Genomic DNA, 21,487 nt, shown 5'->3' with positions numbered 1-21,487 from the left:
AGTATAGGGTTAATACTGAGGGAAAGACAGGACCTGTGCCTTCAGATATTTCGCACGCAAAATAGCCTTTATTCCGCGGCATGCATTATCAGGAAATCAATCAGGGCTTTCACCCTTTTCGTTCTGCCCGCGTTTTTTGGGTAATAGAGATAAACCGGCGGATAGGTTTTCCAGTAGTCTTCCATCACAGGAATAAACTGCTCACGATCGGGTTGTAGCCGCCAGATGGGTTCAAACAAGCGGCCAATCCCCAGTCCATGGCGGATACCGTCTGCCATCACGTCAATATCATTGCTGATTAACTGCCCCGGCATCTCGACGGTGAGCTGCTCACCGTGGTCATTGAGGAGTAGCGGCAGGATGCGGTTGTTGGTAATAAAGCGATAGCCAATCAGCTGGTGATGGCTGAGATCGGCGGGCACCGCTGGCACGCCATATTCGGCAAGATAGGCTGTGGAGGCGTATAACCCTTCACGAAACGGTTTCATTAACGGGCGGGCGACCACGCCGCCTTCGAGAATATCGCCAAAGCGGATCCCAAGGTCGAAACGTTCTTCAATAATATTGACGGTACCGTCATAGACCGATATTTCCAGCTGGATCCCCGGATATTGCTGACAAAATGCCGCCATTGCCGGTTTGAGAATAAGCAGGTAGGCAAAGCGCGAGAGGGTTATTCTCACTGCCCCGGAGGGTTCCTGATTCTGGTCGCGGATGATTTCCAGCGACTTTTCCAGTGTCTCCACCGCCGCGGCGGTCTGCTCCAGCAGTTGATGCCCGGTTTCCGTCAGCTCGATACGCCGGGTAGTACGCACAAAAAGAGGGTGGCCAATATGTTCCTCCAGCAGCTTGAGAGCATTGCTGACCGACGGCGGCGTGATTTCGAGCTTCCGCGCGGCGGCCGAGATAGTGCCTTCGCGCGCAATGCTCTGAAAGATGCGTATCTGATTATAAAGCGCGTTATTCATAGCATCTCCTTAAGACAGCCTCGCCTGATTATTAAGTACAGGCTAAATATTCTTAAGTCAATGGCCGCCTAATCTTCCCCCCCTGTGGCTCGTATACTTTTGTCTCTTCCCGCTGATAACGACTTTCCGGAGACAACTATGCGCATTTTATGTCTGGATATCCCTGCCCCCGGCGCGACGCTGGAACACTATGCGCCGCACCTTACCGCGGAAGCCCTGCATGCCTGGGGACTGTATAAGTCTGGCTTTATCCGCGACATCTATTTTCGTCAGGACCGACCCGGCGTTGCTATTTTCCTCGAGTGCGACACCGTGGAAGAGGCGAATAATGTCATGGCCGAATTTCCGCTGGCAAAAGCGGGTTTATTAACCTTCGAGTGTATTCCACTCGGCTCGTTTATTAACTGGGAAAATCTCTTCTCTGCTGAATTTAAACATCAGGAGTAACGATGGGAATGCCTAATATACTTATTGTTTCCGGGCATCCGGATCTCAACCATTCCATCGCCAACGCGACCATCCTCGACGAAGTAGCGACCGCCCTGCCTGACGCGGAAATCCGTCGTCTGGACTGGCTCTATCCGGACGGCAAATTCAACATCACCGCAGAGCAGGAAAGCCTGCTGAAGGCGGATGTGATTGTCTGGCAGTTCCCTTTTTCCTGGTATGGGCTGCCCGGGTTAATGAAACAATGGCTGGACGAGGTCTTTGTCCACGGCTTCGCGCATGGCTCAACGGCGAAACTGGGTGGTAAAAAGTTGATCCTCTCCTTCACCACGGGAGCGCCACAGGCGCTCTATACCGCTGATGGTTTCTTTGGCCATGCTATTGAGGAGTATCTCCTTCCCTTCGAGACCACGGCCAGGCTGTGCAATCTTGAGCTGCTGGCGCCGGTTTATACCTGCGGCATTAGCTATGCCGACCGGGATGCCGACAAAATCGCACAGCAAAAAACGCGTGCCCAGGAACACGCTTCAAGGCTTATCGCTCTGCTTAACGCCATTGGTGAATAATCAAGAGGAAGAATAACGATGCAGTATATCCAGCTCGGTAAAAGTGACTTATTGGTCTCCCGCATCTGCATGGGATGTATGGGGTTTGGCGATCCGTCAACGGGTCAGCATCGCTGGACGCTGGACGAAACAGCCAGCCGGGACATCATCCGCCACGGTCTGGAACAGGGCATCAATTTTTACGATACCGCCATCGCCTATCAGAACGGCTCCAGCGAACGGTACGTTGGCCGTGCGCTGCGGGAGATGGCAAAACGCGAGGAGGTGGTGCTGGCCACCAAGTTTCTGCCACGAACCGCTGCCCAGATTGCCGAGGGGATCAGCGGAAAACAGGCGATAGCCCGCTCGCTCGACCAGAGCCTGCAGAATCTGGGGATGGACTACATCGATCTCTACATCTACCACATCTGGGATTACAACACGCCCGTTATTGAGGTGCTTGAAGCACTTCATGCCGCCGTGACCGCCGGCAAGGTGCGCGCAATTGGCATTTCCAATTGCTATGCCTGGCAGCTGGCGAAGGCGAACGCCCTGGCCGAAAGTGAAGGGCTGACGCCCTTTGTTTCCGTGCAGAGCCACTACAACCTGATCATGCGTGAAGATGAACGAGAGCTGTTCGGGCTGTGCGCGGAAGATGATATCGCCATGACTCCCTATAGCGCGCTGGCCAGCGGCCGTCTCTCCCGCTTAGAAGGCCACACGCGGCGAGCGGTGGAAGATGAGTATGCGCGGGGAAAATACGACAGCACGGCAGAGCAGGACCGGATCATTATTGCCCGCGTCGCCGAACTTGCCGAACGGCATCAGGTCTCCATGACCGAAATATCTCTCGCCTGGCTGCTGACAAAAGTGACGTCACCTGTCGTAGGGGCCACAAAAAAAGATCACGTCGATGGCGCGGTAAACGCAGTCAATCTTCACCTGAGCCCGGAGGAAATCCAGTTTCTTGAAGAACCCTACCAGCCGCACGTTCTGACGGGGATCATGGCGCAAAACACGCCGCAAACGAAGGACGTTAAGCAGGTCTGGACGCGGTAACGCTCCGCTCTGCTGATCGGAAAGGAGCAAATATGAAAAACGTGATTGCCGCGGCAGCCTTGTCGCTTGTGCTGTCTGATTTTGCTTATGCCAACGAACAAAGAGATGAAGCTATGATGAAAATTACCCCTTCCACCCTTGCGGACGCTGATATTCAAGCGGTCTCCCCGGCGCTGGCGCGCTTCGGTCGCGAGGCCATCAGCAACGACCTCTGGCAACGTGACGCCCTGTCCGCCCGCGACCGCAGCATCGTGACCATGGCGATGCTGATTGCCCGCAACCAGCCAGGCGAGCTTAAGCATTATATTGAAGTCGCTCTCGACAGCGGCGTGACGCCAGCGGAAGTGTCAGAGATCATTACTCACCTCGCCTTCTACGCTGGCTGGCCCAATGCGATGTCAGCCGTCAGCGTCGCGAAAGCCATCTTTGAAGCCAGGGGCGTGACGGCAGAGGCCCTGCCCGCCGCCTCGCCAACGCTGCTGCCACTCAATGAACAGGTAGAGAAACAGCGTGCAGACACCGTGGAAAAAAATGTCGGCCCCATTTCGCCTGGCCTGGTTAAATTTACCGCCGACCCGCTGTTTCTCGACCTCTGGCAACGGCCCGCGCTTACGCCCCGCGACAGAAGTCTGGTGACGGTCAGCGCGTTAATCGCCGCCGGACAGAGCGCGCAGATTGGCTACCACCTAAACAGAGCTATGGATAATGGGCTTTCGGCTGAAGAGGCCGGAGAAGTGGTCGCCCAGGCGGCGTTCTACGCGGGATGGCCAAATGCGTTTACCGCCGCCCCGGTGGTCGGTGAGGTATTGCGAGCGCGCGAGAGCAAAACTGAATAAAAAAGAATAAAGGACAGGGAAGCTGTCCTTTATTTGTCGTTAATTGTTAATTTAAAGGTGCCACGTGAGCTTTCGATTAGGTCTCGCGGAAAGAGCATAAACGGTCTATTGAAGTATAGAGACTTCGATCGTGAGTCTGTTCACATCGCTCATTGAGAAAATTTCCGTTCCGTATGCCGTCCTGAGTCTCATCTTTTGCAAGCAGCGATCGCTGTGGCGAGACGTTAGCGCGGACATGTCTATTTGGTCAGGTCATGACTGACCTCCCCACACCGCTTATCGCAAGAATTTGCTCTCTCAGCCAGCGGTGACCGGGGTCGCGTTCCATTCTTGGATGCCACATCTGCGAGACCGTAATACGACGGCTTTTGAACGGCAGCTCAAAAACGTGTACCTGGTCCGTTACCTGCTGATTGAGTAAATAGAGTGCCGGTATCATGGCGATAAGATCCGATTCCAGCGCCACGGACAGTGCTGTCGGAAATCCCGGTACGACGCTCGCAATTTTACGTTTTGTCCCCAGTTCGGCCAGCGCATCGTCAACGGATCCGTGCAACGCGCCCTCGGGTGACGCTACCACATGGCCCCAGGCGACATAATCACCCACGCCTATTTCTGCCTGCTTAGCCAGCGGGTGCCCTTTACGCACGACGCCAACAAACCGATCCTCAAACAGTCGTTGCAGCCGTATTTCTGGCCCCATATTACTCTGAACGCCAATCTCCAGATCAACCAGCCCTTCCCGAAGATAGCGCGACGTTTTTTCCGGCTTAGGCGCGAAGCGTATACAGACGTCCGGCGCGGCGTCGGCAACCGCTGCTATGAGCGCAGGCCCAAACGCCACCACAAAACCATCGTTCGCCCTGATGGTAAAAAGACGCGCCAGACTTCGCACGCTGAACGTTTCCGTTGAGGGCTGTAATACCGCCCTGGCCTCGTGCACTGCACGCCTGGCGCGATCCCGGGTCGCTTCGGCCCACGGGGTCAGTACCATGTTACGCCCGGCGCGCACCAGGATCGGGTCTCCTGTGACATCGCGTAACCTGCTTAATGTCCGGCTCATGGCCGAGGTGCTGAGGTTCAGACGACGTGCCGCACCTGCGACACTCGCTTCACTCAGCAATACGTCGAGAGCTACCAGCAAATTAAAATCGGGATCAGACATTACCCTTCCTCCCAGCACATTAAGATAAGGCGTTTGATGCAACAATAAAGTGAAAGTAGTGCGCCTTCCGCCCAGTAAAAGCCATCTTTATAGTTTTGTCATCCATACACTCTTCTCAGAGGACAAATGATGACGCTCTTTTCCAGTCAACCCGGCGACGAAGGACTGCCTGGCCCGGCGCGCGCTCGGGTGATGGCCGCAATAATGACCACCACCTTAATGGGCGTGTTTGATGGCACCATGATCAACATTGCCCTACCCTCCATGGCTCAGGAGATGCAGGTACCTGCCAGTATTGCCGTCTGGTTCGCCAACGGGTATCTGCTGGCGGCTGCGATGACGCTGGCGATATTCGCGGCGCTTGCAGCCCGTCTGGGTTATCGCCGCGTATTTCTGGCGGGCCTGACGACCTTTACCCTGGCATCACTGGGCTGCGCGCTGGCGAATAAGCCCGAAGTGCTTATCGGTATGCGCGTGCTTCAGGGGATCGGCGGCGCGGCGACGCTGAGCATTGCCCCCGCAATACTCAGGTCCGTATTTCCCGGACGATTACTTGGCCGCATTCTGGGGTTCCATGCCCTGCTCATTGCCTCCAGCTCCGCGATCGGCCCGGTATTGGGCGGAACGATCCTTCACACCCTTAGCTGGCAATGGCTGTTTGCGATAAACGTTCTTCCCGGCACCCTCGCCTTACTGCTGGCGGTCAGAGCGCTGCCACGGGATGCGATCCGTATGCAGGCGCCCTTCGACACCCTGGGCGCCATATTGTCAGCGCTGCTGTTGGGTTCGATGATCATGGCGGCGAACAGCCTACAGAACGCTACTTCTCAATTCGGCAGCCTTTGCTGGATGGCTCTCGCTGCGCTGAGCGGCATGGCTTTTATCTGGCGAATCCGCCGCACGGATCATCCCTTACTGCCGCCGACCATGTTTAAAAATGAACGTTTTACCCTCGCGGCCTTCACGTCGATGATTGCTTTTGTCAGCCAGGGGATCACCTTTATTGCGCTGCCCTTCCTGTTTCAGAGCGAATACGGCTACAGTCCGGTAGTGTCTGCCCTGCTGTTTACGCCGTGGCCGTTAGGGATCGTGCTGATTGCGCCGCATGCAGGCCGTTGGGCGGACACGATATCAGCCCCGGCGATATCCACCCTGGGGCTGGTGATATTTGTCGTCGGTTTGATCCTGCTGGCGACGTTACCCGCCAGCCCTTCAATGTGGGATATCTGCCTGCGAAGTCTGGTATGCGGAATAGGGTTTGGCTGCTTTCAGAGTCCCAATAACCGGGAAATGCTCTCAAACGTTATTCGTGAGCACGCGAGTTATGCGTCCGGTGTTTTAGCCATTATGCGCACTTTCGGGCAGTGCCTGGGAGCCGCCGCCGTAGGCGTTCTGCTGGCAGCAGATGTAAGGTCAATTCATGTTGCGCTGTGGGTTGCCGCCGCGGCCTCTGCGGTATCGGTCGTCGTCAGCGCGAGCCGGTTGCGTAAAATCACTCATCCTGCGGAAACAGGATAAGTGCGAAAATATCACTAAACGCTACGACTCCAGCGCCAGCAGCGCAAAACGCCGATCCCGCAACCAAAGTGGAGTCCTCCGTCGGAGTTCAATAGACTAACAGAATGCTATAACTGCTGATTTATCAAGGGAAAATTGAGTTTGGTAGACTTCAGGAGACTGGAGTTTGGAGCGGGCGAAGGGAATCGAACCCTCGTATAGAGCTTGGGAAGCTCTCGTTCTACCATTGAACTACGCCCGCGAAGAGGTGCGAGAAGCATTATAGCCCTTACGCACCCTGTGACAAGCCCGCCGGATACTGACTGGCGATAAAATAATCTTTTAGCACTTAGGTTTACTTCCCTGCGGCGGCAGGTAGCGCAGCGGATCGATGGCCGTCGCCCGATAGCGGATCTGGAAATGCAGCCGCACTGAGTCGGCATCCGTACTGCCCATGGTGGCAATTTGCTGGCCGGCTTTTACGCTCTGGCCATTATTCACCATCAGCTTATCGTTGTGGGCGTAGGCAGTGATGTAATCCTCGCTGTGCTTAATCATGATCAGATTACCATAGCCGCGCAGCTGGTTGCCGACGTACACCACCTTACCCGCCCCGGCCGCATATACCGGTTGCCCGCGGGTCCCGGCAATATCAATGCCCTTATTGCCGCCATCGGCAGTGGAATAAGGCAGGACCACTTTGCCGCTGGTCGGCCAGCGCCAACAGCGCTGTCCCACCGGCGGCCAGGAGGACTGAGGTACCGCGGATGAAGGTGTGACCGCCGCGGTACGCGTGGAGGAAGTTTTTTTCTTTGTCGTCTTTGCCGAACTGCTGCCATTAAGCTTCAGCTTCTGCCCCACTTCGATGGTGTAAGGCGGGGAGATGTTATTCAGGCGGGCCAGATCGCGAACGCTGGTGCCAGTGGTGCGGGAGATTCCATACAGGGTATCACCGCGTTTGACGGTATAAGTGGCACCAGAATCGGACGTACTGGAGCAGCCGGCCAGCACCAGGCTTGCCACCAGCATCAGTGATATATAAACGCGTTTCATCATCAGGCATCCTGCACTTAACACAACCACTTACCTCGCAACCAGGGCGAATATCATACCAGTCCGCGGCGCAGGGCGTCATCCCTGATGGCGAAACCATTATCCCCCGTCCGTAGCGCGCGGTCTGCGGCAGGCAGAAATTCATATTTACGCCACGCGGCGCGGCGGCCTCCCCTCTCCATTGCGCGTTGCCGTTCACAGAGCTGCCTCCAGGGCTTGTTTTGGTAATGCCTTTCTCCCATTTATGGGCTACCCTAGTCGCCTGAGTACATGACCCGGCGGGTTTGTGCCGGGTCATTTTTTATTTTCAGGAGTCGTTATGGCCGGGGAACACGTCATTTTGCTGGATGAGCAGGATCAGCCTGCCGGTATGCTGGAGAAGTATGCCGCCCACACGCTCAATACCCCTTTGCATCTCGCGTTTTCCTGCTGGCTGTTCAATGAGCAGGGACAGTTTCTGGTCACCCGCCGTTCACTAGGCAAAAAAGCCTGGCCCGGGGTGTGGACCAACTCGGTCTGCGGACATCCCCAGCAGGGCGAAACCTTCGAGCAGGCCGTTACGCGCCGCTGCCGCTTCGAGCTCGGCGTGGAGATCGCCGACATCGCGCCGGTTCACCCTGCCTTCCGCTACCGGGCGGTCGCTCCAAACGGCATCGTTGAGAACGAAGTATGCCCGGTGTATGCCGCGCGCGTGATGAGCGAGCTGCAGCCTAACGACGATGAAGTCATGGACTATCAGTGGGTTGACCTGCCAACCATGTTAAGCGCGCTGGCCGCCACGCCGTGGGCGTTTAGCCCGTGGATGGTACTGGAAGCGGAAAATCGGGACGCCCGCCAGGCGCTGATCGATTTCGTTGCGCGCCTGCGCGCGTAAGCTGAATATTCTCGCAGCCGCCACCCCGCACAAAAAGCAGCTCCATACCTGTCATCATTGCCTGGCGGCGCTCCGCTTGCACAGGCCTACGGTTCTGCGCCGTTGCGTAGCCCGGATAAGGCGTTTATGCCGCCATCCGGGATCCCCCGGCTTGCGCTGCGCTGAGGCGGGCTACGCCAGCCTTCGGCCCTCACATCAGACATAAAAAAACCCGGCAAGCCGGGTTTTTTGCTTTTCGCGAAAAGCGATTATTTCTGCGGACGCATCGCCGGGAACAGGATCACGTCGCGGATGGTGTGGCTGTTGGTGAACAGCATGACCATACGGTCGATACCGATACCCAGACCAGCGGTAGGCGGCAGACCGTGTTCCAGCGCGGTGACATAGTCTTCATCGTAGAACATAGCTTCGTCGTCGCCTGCGGCTTTCGCATCAACCTGATCCTGGAAGCGCTGCGCCTGGTCTTCGGCGTCGTTCAGCTCGCTAAAGCCGTTACCGATCTCACGGCCGCCAATGAAGAATTCAAAGCGGTCGGTGATTTCCGGGTTCACGTCGTTACGGCGCGCCAGCGGAGAAACTTCCGCCGGGTATTCGGTGATGAAGGTCGGCTGGATCAGGTGCGCTTCCGCCACTTCTTCGAAGATCTCGGTCACGATACGGCCCAGACCCCAGCTCTTCTCAACTTTGATGCCGATAGACTCAGCGATCGCTTTCGCGGAATCAAAGTTATCCAGATCTGCCATCTCGGTTTCCGGACGGTATTTCTTGATCGCTTCACGCATAGTCAGTTTTTCAAACGGCTTGCCGAAGTCGAACACCTGGTCGCCGTAAGGCACTTCGGTATTGCCGAGGATGTCCTGCGCCAGGGTGCGGAACAGGGATTCGGTCAGCTCGATCAGATCTTTATAATCCGCATAAGCCATGTAGAGTTCCATCATGGTGAACTCTGGGTTATGACGAACGGAGATCCCTTCGTTACGGAAGTTACGGTTGATCTCGAAGACGCGTTCGAAGCCGCCAACCACCAGACGCTTGAGGTACAGTTCCGGCGCGATACGCAGGTACATGTCCAGATCCAGCGCGTTATGATGGGTGATGAACGGACGCGCGGAAGCGCCGCCCGGGATCACCTGCATCATCGGGGTTTCTACTTCCATAAAGCCGCGGCCAACCATGAACTGACGGATGCCCGCCAGGATCTGCGAACGCACTTTAAAGGTCTTGCGGGATTCATCGTTGGAGATCAGGTCCAGGTAACGCTGACGGTAACGCGCTTCCTGATCCTGCAGGCCATGGAATTTGTCCGGCAGCGGGCGCAGAGCTTTGGTCAGCAGACGCAGCTCGGTGCAGTGGATAGAGAGCTCACCAGTTTTGGTCTTGAACAACTTACCACGGGCGGCGATGATGTCGCCGAGGTCCCACTTTTTGAACTGGTCGTTATAAACGCCTTCCGCCAGATCGTCGCGCGCCACGTACAGCTGGATGCGGCCGCCGACGTCCTGCAGGGTCACGAAGGACGCTTTCCCCATAATACGACGGGTCATCATGCGGCCAGCAACGGCCACTTCAACGTTCAGCGCTTCCAGCTCTTCGTTTTCTTTCGCATCGAAGTCAGCGTGCAGTTGGTCAGAGGTATGGTCACGACGGAAATCGTTCGGGAAAGCGACGCCCTGCTCACGCAGCGCTGCCAGCTTCTCACGGCGGGTTTTCAGTTCATTATTAAGGTCAATTGCCGCGTCAGCGCCCTGTGCTTGTTGTTCAGACATGTTGGTTCCTCATAACCCTGCTTTCAAACTTGCTTCGATAAATTGGTCCAGGCTGCCGTCGAGCACCGCCTGAGTGTTGCGGGTTTCCACCCCGGTACGCAGATCTTTAATACGCGAGTCATCCAGCACGTAAGAGCGGATCTGGCTGCCCCAGCCGATATCGGACTTGTTGTCTTCCATCGCCTGCTTCTCGGCATTTTTCTTCTGCATCTCCAGTTCATAAAGCTTCGCTTTCATCTGCTTCATGGCCTGGTCTTTGTTCTTGTGCTGTGAACGGTCGTTCTGGCACTGCGTCACCAACCCGGTCGGGATATGGGTAATACGCACCGCGGATTCTGTACGGTTAACGTGCTGACCACCGGCGCCGGAAGCGCGGTATACGTCAATGCGCAGGTCGGCCGGGTTAATTTCAATATCGATATCGTCTTCCACTTCCGGATAAACGAACGCGGAGCTGAAGGAGGTATGACGACGACCACCGGAATCGAACGGGCTCTTACGCACCAGACGATGAACGCCGGTTTCCGTACGCAGCCAGCCGTAGGCGTAATCGCCAATGATCTTAATGGTCACGGATTTAATCCCCGCGACTTCACCTTCGGATTCTTCGATGATTTCGGTCTTAAAGCCGCGCGCTTCCGCCCAGCGCAGGTACATGCGCATCAGCATGCTGGCCCAGTCCTGGGCTTCGGTGCCGCCGGAACCGGCCTGAATATCGAGGTAGCAATCGGCGCTGTCATATTCGCCGGAGAACATGCGGCGGAACTCAAGCTGCGCCAGCTTCTCTTCCAGCGTATCCAGCTCGGCGACAGCTTCGTTGAAGGTTTCTTCGTCGTCCGCTTCCACGGCCAGATCCAGCAGACCGGCAACGTCTTCCAGCCCCTGGGACATCTGGTCCAGGGTATCTACGATGGCTTCAAGGGAAGAACGCTCTTTACCCAGCGCCTGGGCGCGTTCGGGTTCGTTCCACACGTCCGGCTGTTCCAGCTCGGCGTTTACTTCTTCGAGACGCTCTTTCTTGGCATCGTAGTCAAAGATACCCCCTAAGAACGTCGGAGCGCTCCGTGAGGTCCTGAATGCGGTTTTTTACCGGATTTATTTCAAACATGGTCGGTTTCTTTTAATGGATTTGTCAAAATGCGGTGATAAGAGCGGAATTCTACCGGATTCGCGCCCTTATTCCTACACTGTTGTCAATTTGGCCAGAGGTGATCGATGATCAGCTGCAGGCTGCGGTTGCTGCGGAACTCGTTGATGTCGAGCTTGTAGGCTAACTGGACTTCACGCACGCCGTTATCCGGCCAGATGGAAGTATCAACGTTGAAGGCGATACCGTCCAGCAGCGGCCCGCCGCCAACCGGTTCGACCATCACCTTCAGGTGACGTTCGCCCACCAGCCGCTGTTGCAACAGGCGAAAACGACCGTCAAACAGCGGTTCCGGGAACATCTGCCCCCACGGCCCGGCATCGCGCAGCATCTGCGCCACTTCCATGCTCATCTCCGCCGCCGCCAGCGGGCCATCGGAAACCACCTCGCCCTGCAACAGCGCGGGATCCAGCCACTCGGTCACCAGCTCGCCGAAGCGCTGTTGAAACTCTTCAAAACGCGCCTCCTCCAGCGATAAGCCCGCCGCCATCGCGTGGCCGCCGAACTTCAGGATTAGCCCGGGATAAAGCGTATCAAGGCGTTCCAGCGCGTCGCGCATATGCAACCCCTGAATGGAACGACCGGAGCCTTTCAGCGTGCCGTCGCCGGTGGGCGCAAAAGCGATAACCGGGCGATGGAAGCGCTCCTTAATCCGTGATGCCAGAATGCCGACCACCCCCTGATGCCATTGCGGATGGTACATTGCCAGCCCGCCGGGCAGGGTGTCACTACTGCGTTCCAACTGCTGACAGAGCGTTAGCGCTTCCGCCTGCATCCCCTGCTCAATTTCTTTACGCGTCTGATTAAGCGCATCGAGCTCGTTGGCCAGCACCCGCGCTTCGCCGATGTTATCGCACAGCAGCAGCGCGACGCCGACCGACATGTCGTCCAGCCGTCCCGCCGCGTTCAGCCGCGGCCCGAGGGCAAAACCGAGGTCGCTGGCCGCCAGCTTTTGCGGATCGCGGTTGGCAATTTCCAGCAGCGCCTTTATGCCGGGCCGACATTTGCCGGCGCGAATACGGCTTAACCCCTGCCAGGTGAGGATACGGTTGTTAGCATCCAGCGGCACGACGTCCGCGACGGTGCCAAGCGCCACCAGATCCAGCAGCTCGGCAAGGTTCGGCGCGGGGATGCCGCGAGCGTCGAACCAGCCTTTATCGCGCAGAAAAGTGCGCAGCGCCAGCATCAGATAAAACGCCACCCCCACCCCGGCCAGTGATTTCGACGGGAAGTCGCAATCGCGCAGGTTGGGGTTAACGATGGCCTCCGCCGCCGGTAGTGTATCTCCCGGCAGATGGTGATCGGTCACCAACACCGGGATCCCCAGCACATGGGCATGATCGACGCCGGCATGGGACGAGATCCCGTTGTCGACGGTCATGATCATCTGCGCGCCGCGGGCATGGGCCTGATCGACCACTTCAGGACTTAAGCCGTAGCCGTCTTCAAACCGGTTCGGCACCAGATAGGAGACATTGCCGTAACCCAGTGCGCGTAGCGCCAGTACGCTAAGCGCGGTACTGGTGGCGCCGTCGGCGTCAAAATCGCCGACTACCACGATGTGCAATCCTTTCAGGAACGCGTCATGCAGCATCTCGACCGCTTTTTCAACGCCAGTGAGCTGTGTCCAGGGGAGCATGCCTTTGACGCTGCGCTCCAGCTCCTGCGCGCTGCGCACCCCGCGGCTGGCATATAGCCGCTGCAGCAGAGGCGGCAGGTCGGCGGGGAGTTCGACGCCGTCAACCGCCTCGCGGCGGCGTAGTTGTATCTGTTGTTTCACGCGAATCAGTTACCGCTTGTCTGTTTTTTGTGCTCGTCGAGGAACGCCTTCAGCTCTTTCGGCCCCTGATAGCCCGGCAGCACCATGCCGTTGCTGAGGACCATCGCCGGCGTACCGTTGACGCCCATCTGCACGCCGAGGGTGTAATGTTTGGCGATATCTACGCTGCAGCTTGCCGGCTGCACGCCCTTGCCGTTCATGGCGTCATCCAGCGCTTTGTTGCGATCTTTCGCGCACCAGATGGCCTTCATGTCCTGCTCCGCCTGGCTTTGCAGACCCTGGCGCGGGAAAGCCAGGTAGCGCACGGTGATCCCCAGCGCGTTGTAGTCGCTCATCTGCTCGTGCAGTTTATGACAGTAGCCGCAGGTAATATCGGTAAAGACGGTGATGACGTGCTGCTCCTTCGGCGCTTTATAGACAATCATCTCGTTGCTCAGCGCGTTCAGCTTACCCAGCAGCAGTTGGTTGGTGACGTTGACCGGCTGCGCGCCACTTACGTCGTACATCGGTCCCTGAATGACGTGCTTGCCGTCGTCGGTGACGTACAGTACGCCGCTGTCGGTCAGCACCGTGCTCATCCCGGAAACCGGCGATGGTTGAATATCAGTGCTCTGTACACCCAGCTTCGCCAGCGACTGTTTGATTGCCGCGCTATCGGCGTACGCCGCTCCTGAAAGGGAGGCCGCCAGCAGGGTGAACATCAATAAACCTTTTTTCATACTCAGTCCTTTTGTTCAGCACTCACGCCCGCGGGTGGTGCTGTTGATGAAGTTGTCGCAGACGCTCGGTCGCCACATGGGTGTATATCTGCGTGGTGGAGAGATCGCTGTGTCCTAACAGCATCTGCACCACGCGCAGGTCGGCGCCATGATTGAGCAAATGCGTGGCGAACGCATGACGTAACACGTGCGGGGAAAGCTTTTCGCTGTCGATACCCGCCAGCACGGCATAGTGTTTAATCCGGTGCCAGAAGGTCTGGCGCGTCATCTGTTGGGCGCGCTGGCTGGGAAATAAGACATCCGACGCCACGCCGTTCAGCAGCCAGGGGCGACCATACTCGAGGTAATTTTCCACCCACAGTACCGCCTCTTCCCCCAGCGGCACCAGCCGCTCTTTGTTGCCTTTTCCCACTACCCGCAGCACGCCCTGCCGCAGGCTAATGTCGCTCATCGTCAGCCCCACCAGCTCCGAGACGCGCAGGCCAGTGGCATACAGCACCTCCAGCATCGCTTTATCGCGCAATTCCAGCGGCTGCTCCACCAGCGGCGCCTGCAGCAGGCGCTCAACCTGCGCCTCACTGAGATCTTTTGGCAGCCGCTGCGGTAGCTTCGGCGAGGCCAGCAGCGCGCTGGGATCGTCCGGGCGAATTTTTTCCCGGTACAGATGCTGGAAGAAACGGCGCACGGCGCTCAGCAAGCGCGCGGTGCTGGTAGCTTTGTAGCCGCCGGACTGCCGCTCGGCCAGCAACGCCTGCAGATCGTCGCTGCCAACGCTTGCCAGCGACAGGCCGCGATGGTGCAGCCACTCAACTAACATCGTCAAATCGCGACGGTAGGCGCTGAGCGTATTCTCCGCCAGGTTGCGCTCCAGCCAAAGGGCATCGAGAAACTGTTCGATTAGTGCCAGATCCTGTTTCACATCGGCCTCTTTGTTCGTTAAACGCTCTCATTATGCCTTAAGAGGACGCCTTTCTGGTACACTGCCCGCCATTCACGGCAAGAATCGAGATGTTTACGCGATGAATATAGGTCTGTTTTACGGCTCCAGTACCTGCTACACCGAGATGGCCGCGGAGAAAATCCGCGATATCATCGGCCCCGAGCTGGTGACGCTGCACAATCTGAAAGACGATTCCCCCGCGCTGATGAGCCAGTACGACGTACTGATCCTCGGCATCCCGACCTGGGATTTCGGCGAAATTCAGGAAGACTGGGAAGCGGTCTGGGACCAGCTGGATACCCTGAACCTGGAGGGCAAAATCGTCGCGCTGTACGGCATGGGCGATCAGCTGGGCTACGGCGAATGGTTCCTTGACGCACTGGGCATGCTGCACGACAAGCTGGCGACCAAGGGCGTGAAGTTTGTCGGCTACTGGCCAACCGAAGGCTATGAGTTCACCAGCCCGAAACCGGTTATCGCCGATGGCCAACTGTTCGTTGGCCTGGCGCTGGATGAAACCAATCAGTACGACCTGAGCGACGAGCGCATCCAGAGCTGGTGCGAGCAGATCCTCGGGGAAATGGCCGAACACTTTTCCTGACGTGGCCTACTCCTGCGCCGGTTTTTGCAGCACCAGCCGGCGCAGATCGCGCCACTCTCCGGCGTCCATGCTGTCCGCCGCCAGCCAAAGATGCTGTCCGCGCCGGGTATCGACATGGCGCAAACGCAGCAGCATACCGCTATTGATGACCCACGGGGTCCCAAGGATCTCCCATTCGGCGTTTTGCCAGCGAAGACGGGAGTCGGTGAGCAGTTTTATCTCCCCGCGACGAGCATGGATCCGCCGCTGGCTGCGCACGCAGTCAAACACCACCAGCGACAACAGCAGCAGCCAGATCGGAGTGTAGCTCAGCGGCCAGGGAACCAACAGCACCAGCGCGGCCACCACGCCGTGGAGCAGCAGGGAAAACCACTGCGCGCGCCAGGAGATACGCAGATCAGATTGCCACAGGACCACGTTCCCGATTCCGTGTTTGAATTAAGGTTACCATCCGCTGTAGCTCCGCATCGGCCGGTTTGCCGTGGTTCATCAGCCAGTTGAATAGATCCGGATCGTCATTTTCCAGCAGGCGAATGAACAGCTGTTTGTCAGCATCGCTGAGGGTATCGTACTCATACTCAAAGAACGGCATGATGGAGATGTCGAGTTCGCGCATCCCGCGGCGGCATGCCCAGTGGATACGTGCTTTATTGTTAATGTCCATGTTGACCTTCCAGCAGCAAAATATAGGTTAGTTTAACCCGTTTTCTGCCGTAACTTTACAGGAATATCGCTGAATGCGAGCATGCTTCCATAAAAACCATAAAATAATGATGGGCTTATTGATAGCCTGCGTCAGGCGGCCTTCTCACGCCAGCGCACAAATGGCCTGTTGAAACCACTTGCAATGCACTATAGCTCTTTTACCATTGGTCACACACACTGCGTTAAGCGATTCAGGATATGACTATGGCTTTTACACCTTTTCCTCCGCGTCAGCCTTCCTCTTCCGCTCGTCTGCCGTTAACGCTGATGACCCTGGATGACTGGGCGCTGGCGACAATTAGCGGGCCGGACAGCGAAAAATATCTGCAGGGGCAGATTACCGCCGATGTGAGTCATCTCACTGATGCTCAGCATCTGCTTGCCGCCCACTGTGACGCCAAAGGCAAGATGTGGAGCAACCTGCGCGTATTTCGTCGTGACGGTGGCTTCGCGTGGATTGAACGCCGCAGCCTGCGCGACGCGCAGCTGACCGAGCTGAAAAAATATGCCGTCTTCTCTAAAGTCACCATCGCCGCTAACGACGATCTGGTTCTGCTGGGGGTTGCCGGCTTCCAGGCGCGCGCTGCGCTGGCGCCGCTATTCGCTGCCCTACCCGACGCTTCTACACCGGTGGTCAGCGAAGGCACCACCAGCCTGCTGTGGTTTGAACATCCGGGTGAACGCTTCCTGCTGGTGACCGATGTCGACACCGCCAACCGCGTCACCGACGCGCTGCGCGGCGAAGCGCAGCTTAACAACAGCCAACAGTGGCTGGCGCTGAATATTGAAGCCGGTCTGCCGGTTATCGACAGCGCCAACAGCGGGCAGTTTATTCCGCAGGCTACCAACCTGCAGGCGCTGGGCGGCATCAGCTTCAAGAAAGGCTGCTACACCGGTCAGGAGATGGTGGCGCGGGCGAAATTCCGCGGCGCCAATAAGCGTGCGCTGTGGACGCTGTCAGGGACCGCCAGCCGGGTGCCGGACGCCGGGGAAGATCTGGAGCTGAAAATGGGCGACAACTGGCGCCGCACCGGTACGGTGCTGGCAGCCGTACAGTTGGATGACGGAAGCCTGATGGTCCAGGTAGTGATGAATAACGACATGGAACCGGACAGCGTGTTCCGCGTGCGCGACGATGCCGGCAGCCTGAGCATCAAACCATTGCCGTATTCGCTGGAAGAAGATTAAGGAAAGTTCCCGGCTTGCGGCGCTTACGCCTTAGCCGGGCTACCAGGCCGCAGAATATCGTAGCCACGGTAAGCGCAGCGCCACCGTGGAATTTCCAGGCCGCAGAGTATCGTAGCCACGGTAAGCGCAGCGCCACCGTGGGATTTCCAGGTCGCAGAGTATCGTAGCCACGGTAAGCGTAGCGCCACCGTGGAAGTAGTCAGAACGAGTCACCAAAAAGCCCCTGTTGGGGCTTTTTGTCAGTGTTGACCGATGTAAAGATAAATCGCCAGGAAGTGACACACGCTGCCGCCGAGCACGAAACCGTGCCAGATAGCGTGGTTATAGGGAATGCGTTTGCAGACGTAGAAGATGACCCCCAACGAGTACACCACCCCGCCGACCGCCAGCAACGTTACGCCACCCACCGCCAGCTTCACCGCCAGTTGATAGACCACGATAAGCGACAGCCAGCCCATCGTCAGATAGGTCACCAGCGACAAAATTTTAAAGCGATGCGCAATCGTCAGCTTAAACAGGATCCCCAGCAGCGCCAGGCTCCAGATAACGATCATCAGCCCCTTCGCCAGCGGTGAATTGAGCCCCACCAGCAAAAACGGCGTGTAGGTTCCGGCAATCAGCAAATAGATGGCGCAGTGGTCGAATTTCTTCAGCCACTGTTTCGCCCGCTGATGCGGGATAGCGTGATAGAGCGTGGAAGCGAGGAACAGCATAATCATGCTGCCGCCGTACAGGCTGTAGCTGGTGATCGCCGTCGCGCTGGCGTTCGTGTCCACCGCCTGCACCAGCAGCAACACAAGGCCGACGATACCGAACACCAGCCCGATCCCGTGGCTGATGCTGTTGGCAACTTCCTCTGCCAGAGAATATCCCTGAGTGATTAATGGTTTGCGAACCATACTGGACTCCGTGAAAACAAGAACGCTTTCATTGCCCACTTAGGGTAACTGAGAATGATTCCAGTGAACACCTGTTAGCTAAAATAAAACGATGTATATTTGTAAATACTTTAAAATCATAAAGTTACATTTTTATTTCAACTCACAGCTGTTCCTGATTATCTTAAAGCGTTTTGAATTCAATGACATAAAACTGGCTCTCGCCAGGATAGATGTCGCTGATGACCTGCCGCAGCTGTTCGAGAGTCATATTCTCCTGCCGGGCATGCTCTTCGGTTAGCGTGTCGAGAGTCACCGTCGAGGTGGCGGTCACGGCGATGGTGCAAAAATAGCCGTCATCTTCATAGCGCCCAACGCGCAGCACATCACCGGGCTTAAAATGCGACTCCGCTGCATCGCGAATAGTGATGGTTTTGCGCCCGGCGAGGATGTCGTCCTGAAAGCGCTGAAAAAAGGTAATGTCATTGGCCTGCATGATATAATTCCGTCCTGGTCATTATGAATTGTGAGTTCGCCACTGTGAGTATGTTCTCCCACGCCGCTGTCGCCAGTCTCAATAATCTTGAGATGATGGTCTACCACTACGTCATTAAAAATCGTGACAAAGTGATGTACATGACCATCCGCGAACTGGCCGAAGCCGCCGGGGTCTCCACGACCACCGTGTTACGCTTCTGCCGCAAACTGCAGTGCGAGGGCTACTCTGAATTTCGCGTGCGCTTTAAATTATATCTCGAGCAGAATGAGCCTCAACAGGCAAATATCGGCGCCAGCGAAATAATGAGCTTTTTTAAAAGCGTCAATAATGAAGAATTCGATGAATTACTCGACCAGGCCGTCGATATTATTCTCGCTTCGGAACGTATTATTTTCGTCGGCGCCGGCACCTCCGGCGCGCTGGCGAAATATGGCGCACGCTTCTTTTCCAACGTCGGGAAATTCAGCAACCATATTGACGATCCCTATTTTCCGGTAACCAATGATATGGCCCGTAACGCGCTGGCGATCGTGCTTTCCGTCTCCGGAGAAACCGAAGAAATCCTGCGCTTCGCCAGCCAGTTCAGTCTGCATCACTGCAAGGTGATGTCGATTACCAGCCATGAGCATTCACGGCTGGCCAAACTGGCTGATTTCAATCTCTCCTGGCACGTGCCGCAGACGCGTATTGGCGGCGTCTACGATATTACGACGCAAATTCCGGTGATCTATATTCTCGAATCCCTCGGGCGTAAATTAGCGCGTAAAATCGGCTAAAAATAACAGCCTGTTTTTTTGATGTAACATATTACCTTTGGCGGAATTTGTTATATCGTGACATTCAATTTCACTTTGCTAGACTCGAGAACAATAGTTATGAGAGAGATTAGCCAGGATGAAAAAATTAACCCTTCCAAAAGATTTTTTATGGGGCGGCGCGGTTGCCGCGCATCAGGTTGAAGGCGGCTGGGATCAGGGTGGCAAAGGCCCGAGCATCTGTGATGTGCTGACCGGCGGGGCGCACGGCGTGCCGCGCGAAATCACCCAGCAGGTCGAAGCGGGAAAATACTACCCGAACCACGAAGCCGTCGATTTCTACGGCCGCTACAAAGAAGACATCAAACTGTTCGCCGAGATGGGCTTCAAATGCTTCCGCACCTCCATCGCCTGGACCCGCATCTTCCCGCAGGGTGACGAAACCCAGCCGAATGAAGAGGGGCTGAAATTCTACGACGACATGTTCGACGAGCTGCTGAAGTACAACATCGAGCCGGTGATCACCCTCTCCCACTTCGAGATGCCCCTGCACCTGGTGCAGCAGTACGGCGGCTGGACCAATCGTAAAGTGGTCGATTTCTTTGTGCGCTTTGCCGAAGTGGTTTTCGAGCGCTATAAGCACAAAGTGAAATACTGGATGACCTTCAACGAGATCAACAACCAGCGCAACTGGCGCGCGCCGCTGTTCGGCTACTGCTGCTCCGGGGTGGTCTATACCGAGCATGAAAACCCGGAAGAAACCATGTACCAGGTGCTGCATCACCAGTTCGTGGCCAGCGCGCTGGCGGTGAAAGCGGCGCGGCGCATCAACCCGGACATGCAGGTCGGCTGCATGCTGGCGATGGTCGCCCTCTACCCTTACTCCTGCAAACCGGAAGATGTCATGTTCGCCCAAGAGTCGATGCGCGAGCGCTACGTCTTTACCGATGTCCAGCTGCGCGGGTACTACCCGAGCTATGTGTTGAATGAATGGGAACGCCGCGGCTTCAACATCAAGATGGAAGACGGCGACGCACAGATCCTGCGCGAAGGTACCTGCGCCTATCTCGGCTTTAGCTACTACATGACCAACGCGGTGAAAGCCGAGGGCGGCACTGGCGACGCCATTTCCGGTTTCGAAGGCAGCGTGCCGAACCCGCACGTCAAAGCCTCCGACTGGGGCTGGCAGATTGACCCGGTCGGCCTGCGCTATTCTCTGTGTGAACTGTATGAGCGTTATCAGAAGCCGCTGTTTATCGTGGAAAACGGCTTTGGCGCCTACGACAAAGTAGAAGCCGACGGCAGCATCAACGATGACTACCGCATCGACTACCTGCGCGCCCACATCGAAGAGATGATCAAAGCGGTCACTTATGACGGCGTCGAGCTGATGGGCTATACCCCATGGGGCTGCATCGACTGCGTCTCCTTCACTACCGGGCAGTACAGCAAACGCTACGGCTTCATCTACGTCAACAAACACGACGATGGCACCGGCGACATGTCCCGCTCGCGCAAGAAGAGCTTTAACTGGTACAAAGAGGTCATCGCCAGCAACGGCGAAAATCTGTAATTGACCGCCCTCTCCCGGCCGGGAGGGGGCAAATTGCTTATCCGCCAGACACTTCTTTACAGCTTTACCATTGCCAAAACCGGTTCGCCCGTTAAGATAAGCCTCGTGAATATTTGAGGCAATCATGATTAAGCGACAACGCAAAGCCATTCTTTTTGTCCTCCTGGCCTGTCTGGTGGTGCTGACCTGCACCGCTCAACGGATGGCCGGGATGCACGCGCTGGTCATGAACCTCACCGCCGACAGCCCGTCGCTACAGCAAAACCAGGATAGGGCCGAGGCGCCGGTCACGCCGTGCGAGCTCAGCGCCAAGTCGCTGATGGCCGTTCCGCCGATGCTGTTTGAAGGGGCGCTGTTGGCTATCACTCTGCTGCTGGCGGTGCTGGCGGCGACCCCGCCGCGTATCGAACGCCAGTGGCCTCCCCGCGTTATCTCCTCACCCCGATTGCGGGTGCATCTGCGATTATGCGTCTTCCGTGAGTGATTGATTCT

Annotated in this window: 23 protein-coding genes and 1 tRNA gene; 11 read left to right on the top strand and 13 right to left on the bottom strand. The window is 56.8% G+C overall.

Annotation, left to right across the window (positions count from 1 at the left end):
- Window positions 1-68 precede the first annotated feature (68 nt).
- Window positions 69-968 (bottom strand): LysR family transcriptional regulator, encoded by a 900-nt coding sequence (locus LGL98_RS04065; protein WP_136029161.1) that lies wholly within the window; start codon window positions 966-968, stop codon window positions 69-71.
- Window positions 969-1,106: 138 nt separating this feature from the next.
- Here LGL98_RS04065 and LGL98_RS04060 point away from each other — a divergent pair, with 138 nt between their 5' ends.
- Genes LGL98_RS04060 through LGL98_RS04045 form a run of 4 tightly spaced genes read left to right on the top strand, consistent with a single transcriptional unit; the run spans window position 1,107 to window position 3,855 of the window.
- The gene (locus LGL98_RS04060; RefSeq protein WP_136029159.1) at window positions 1,107-1,415 is read left to right on the top strand and encodes a superoxide dismutase; all 309 of its coding nucleotides are present in this window, start codon (window positions 1,107-1,109) and stop codon (window positions 1,413-1,415) included.
- A gap of 8 nt (window positions 1,416-1,423) precedes the next feature.
- Window positions 1,424-1,981 carry an NAD(P)H-dependent oxidoreductase gene (locus LGL98_RS04055; protein ID WP_136029157.1) on the top strand — a complete coding sequence of 186 codons (558 nt, stop codon included), beginning with the start codon at window positions 1,424-1,426 and terminating at the stop codon, window positions 1,979-1,981.
- Window positions 1,982-1,999: 18 nt separating this feature from the next.
- Window positions 2,000-3,019, top strand: coding sequence for an aldo/keto reductase (locus LGL98_RS04050; protein WP_136029155.1), 1,020 nt, complete (start codon window positions 2,000-2,002; stop codon window positions 3,017-3,019).
- 32 nt (window positions 3,020-3,051) lie between these two features.
- A complete protein-coding gene (locus tag LGL98_RS04045) occupies window positions 3,052-3,855 on the top strand; it encodes a carboxymuconolactone decarboxylase family protein (RefSeq protein ID WP_136029153.1) in 804 nt (267 codons plus the stop codon).
- Between the two features lie 247 nt (window positions 3,856-4,102).
- Here LGL98_RS04045 and LGL98_RS04040 read toward each other — a convergent pair whose 3' ends face one another.
- Complete coding sequence (locus tag LGL98_RS04040; protein WP_136029151.1) at window positions 4,103-5,020, bottom strand: LysR family transcriptional regulator; 918 nt, start codon at window positions 5,018-5,020, stop codon at window positions 4,103-4,105.
- A gap of 129 nt (window positions 5,021-5,149) precedes the next feature.
- Here LGL98_RS04040 and LGL98_RS04035 point away from each other — a divergent pair, with 129 nt between their 5' ends.
- Window positions 5,150-6,538 carry an MFS transporter gene (locus LGL98_RS04035; protein ID WP_136029430.1) on the top strand — a complete coding sequence of 463 codons (1,389 nt, stop codon included), beginning with the start codon at window positions 5,150-5,152 and terminating at the stop codon, window positions 6,536-6,538.
- A 167-nt stretch (window positions 6,539-6,705) separates the two neighbouring features.
- On the opposite strand, the gene LGL98_RS04030 is transcribed toward LGL98_RS04035, so the two are convergent.
- Window positions 6,706-6,779: transfer RNA gene (locus tag LGL98_RS04030), tRNA-Gly, on the bottom strand.
- Window positions 6,780-6,859: 80 nt separating this feature from the next.
- A complete protein-coding gene (gene actS / locus LGL98_RS04025) occupies window positions 6,860-7,573 on the bottom strand; it encodes an amidase activator ActS (protein ID WP_136029149.1) in 714 nt (237 codons plus the stop codon).
- A 316-nt stretch (window positions 7,574-7,889) separates the two neighbouring features.
- Between actS and idi the strand changes: the two genes are divergently transcribed.
- Window positions 7,890-8,444 carry an isopentenyl-diphosphate Delta-isomerase gene (gene idi / locus LGL98_RS04020; protein ID WP_136029147.1) on the top strand — a complete coding sequence of 185 codons (555 nt, stop codon included), beginning with the start codon at window positions 7,890-7,892 and terminating at the stop codon, window positions 8,442-8,444.
- A 248-nt stretch (window positions 8,445-8,692) separates the two neighbouring features.
- On the opposite strand, the gene lysS is transcribed toward idi, so the two are convergent.
- The 5 genes from lysS to xerD all read right to left on the bottom strand — a co-directional run bounded on the left by lysS (window position 8,693) and on the right by xerD (window position 14,775).
- Window positions 8,693-10,210, bottom strand: coding sequence for a lysine--tRNA ligase (gene lysS, locus LGL98_RS04015; protein WP_136029145.1), 1,518 nt, complete (start codon window positions 10,208-10,210; stop codon window positions 8,693-8,695).
- A gap of 9 nt (window positions 10,211-10,219) precedes the next feature.
- A protein-coding gene (gene prfB, locus LGL98_RS04010) for a peptide chain release factor 2 (RefSeq protein ID WP_095858446.1) occupies window positions 10,220-11,318 on the bottom strand; the annotation gives its coding sequence in 2 pieces (ribosomal slippage) (window positions 10,220-11,242 and window positions 11,244-11,318; 1,098 coding nt in all).
- Between the two features lie 85 nt (window positions 11,319-11,403).
- Window positions 11,404-13,137, bottom strand: coding sequence for a single-stranded-DNA-specific exonuclease RecJ (gene recJ, locus LGL98_RS04005; RefSeq protein ID WP_136029143.1), 1,734 nt, complete (start codon window positions 13,135-13,137; stop codon window positions 11,404-11,406).
- 5 nt (window positions 13,138-13,142) lie between these two features.
- Window positions 13,143-13,856 carry a bifunctional protein-disulfide isomerase/oxidoreductase DsbC gene (dsbC, locus tag LGL98_RS04000; protein ID WP_136029141.1) on the bottom strand — a complete coding sequence of 238 codons (714 nt, stop codon included), beginning with the start codon at window positions 13,854-13,856 and terminating at the stop codon, window positions 13,143-13,145.
- Between the two features lie 22 nt (window positions 13,857-13,878).
- Window positions 13,879-14,775: a site-specific tyrosine recombinase XerD gene (gene xerD / locus LGL98_RS03995; RefSeq protein WP_004144729.1), complete on the bottom strand. Its 897-nt coding sequence runs from the start codon at window positions 14,773-14,775 to the stop codon at window positions 13,879-13,881.
- Between the two features lie 100 nt (window positions 14,776-14,875).
- Here xerD and fldB point away from each other — a divergent pair, with 100 nt between their 5' ends.
- Window positions 14,876-15,397: a flavodoxin FldB gene (gene fldB / locus LGL98_RS03990; RefSeq protein WP_004144730.1), complete on the top strand. Its 522-nt coding sequence runs from the start codon at window positions 14,876-14,878 to the stop codon at window positions 15,395-15,397.
- Window positions 15,398-15,403: 6 nt separating this feature from the next.
- Here fldB and LGL98_RS03985 read toward each other — a convergent pair whose 3' ends face one another.
- Both LGL98_RS03985 and sdhE read right to left on the bottom strand, forming a co-directional pair.
- Window positions 15,404-15,814 (bottom strand): protein YgfX, encoded by a 411-nt coding sequence (locus tag LGL98_RS03985; RefSeq protein WP_002916310.1) that lies wholly within the window; start codon window positions 15,812-15,814, stop codon window positions 15,404-15,406.
- The gene (gene sdhE, locus LGL98_RS03980) at window positions 15,795-16,061 is read right to left on the bottom strand and encodes an FAD assembly factor SdhE (protein ID WP_002916312.1); all 267 of its coding nucleotides are present in this window, start codon (window positions 16,059-16,061) and stop codon (window positions 15,795-15,797) included. Before sdhE ends, LGL98_RS03985 begins: the two co-directional genes overlap by 20 nt.
- Before the next feature lie 245 nt (window positions 16,062-16,306).
- On the opposite strand from sdhE, the gene ygfZ reads away from it, so the two are divergent.
- On the top strand, window positions 16,307-17,290 hold the full coding sequence (ygfZ, locus tag LGL98_RS03975) for a tRNA-modifying protein YgfZ (RefSeq protein WP_136029139.1): 984 nt from the start codon (window positions 16,307-16,309) through the stop codon (window positions 17,288-17,290).
- 239 nt (window positions 17,291-17,529) lie between these two features.
- Here the strand turns inward: ygfZ and trhA are convergent, their stop codons facing one another.
- Both trhA and yqfB read right to left on the bottom strand, forming a co-directional pair.
- The gene (trhA, locus tag LGL98_RS03970) at window positions 17,530-18,189 is read right to left on the bottom strand and encodes a PAQR family membrane homeostasis protein TrhA (protein WP_061153356.1); all 660 of its coding nucleotides are present in this window, start codon (window positions 18,187-18,189) and stop codon (window positions 17,530-17,532) included.
- A 163-nt stretch (window positions 18,190-18,352) separates the two neighbouring features.
- Window positions 18,353-18,664, bottom strand: coding sequence for a N(4)-acetylcytidine aminohydrolase (yqfB, locus tag LGL98_RS03965; RefSeq protein WP_136029136.1), 312 nt, complete (start codon window positions 18,662-18,664; stop codon window positions 18,353-18,355).
- A gap of 50 nt (window positions 18,665-18,714) precedes the next feature.
- On the opposite strand from yqfB, the gene LGL98_RS03960 reads away from it, so the two are divergent.
- The 3 genes from LGL98_RS03960 to LGL98_RS03950 all read left to right on the top strand — a co-directional run bounded on the left by LGL98_RS03960 (window position 18,715) and on the right by LGL98_RS03950 (window position 21,479).
- Window positions 18,715-19,443, top strand: coding sequence for a MurR/RpiR family transcriptional regulator (locus LGL98_RS03960; protein WP_136029428.1), 729 nt, complete (start codon window positions 18,715-18,717; stop codon window positions 19,441-19,443).
- 118 nt (window positions 19,444-19,561) lie between these two features.
- A complete protein-coding gene (bglA, locus tag LGL98_RS03955) occupies window positions 19,562-20,995 on the top strand; it encodes a 6-phospho-beta-glucosidase BglA (protein WP_136029134.1) in 1,434 nt (477 codons plus the stop codon).
- 124 nt (window positions 20,996-21,119) lie between these two features.
- Complete coding sequence (locus tag LGL98_RS03950; protein WP_136029133.1) at window positions 21,120-21,479, top strand: copper resistance protein; 360 nt, start codon at window positions 21,120-21,122, stop codon at window positions 21,477-21,479.
- Window positions 21,480-21,487: the final 8 nt, after the last annotated feature.

Source organism: Klebsiella africana (genome assembly GCF_020526085.1).
Classification (GTDB): domain Bacteria; phylum Pseudomonadota; class Gammaproteobacteria; order Enterobacterales; family Enterobacteriaceae; genus Klebsiella; species Klebsiella africana.
Note: the sequence above shows the minus strand (reverse complement) of the source record. Positions and strands in the feature narration are given on the sequence as shown.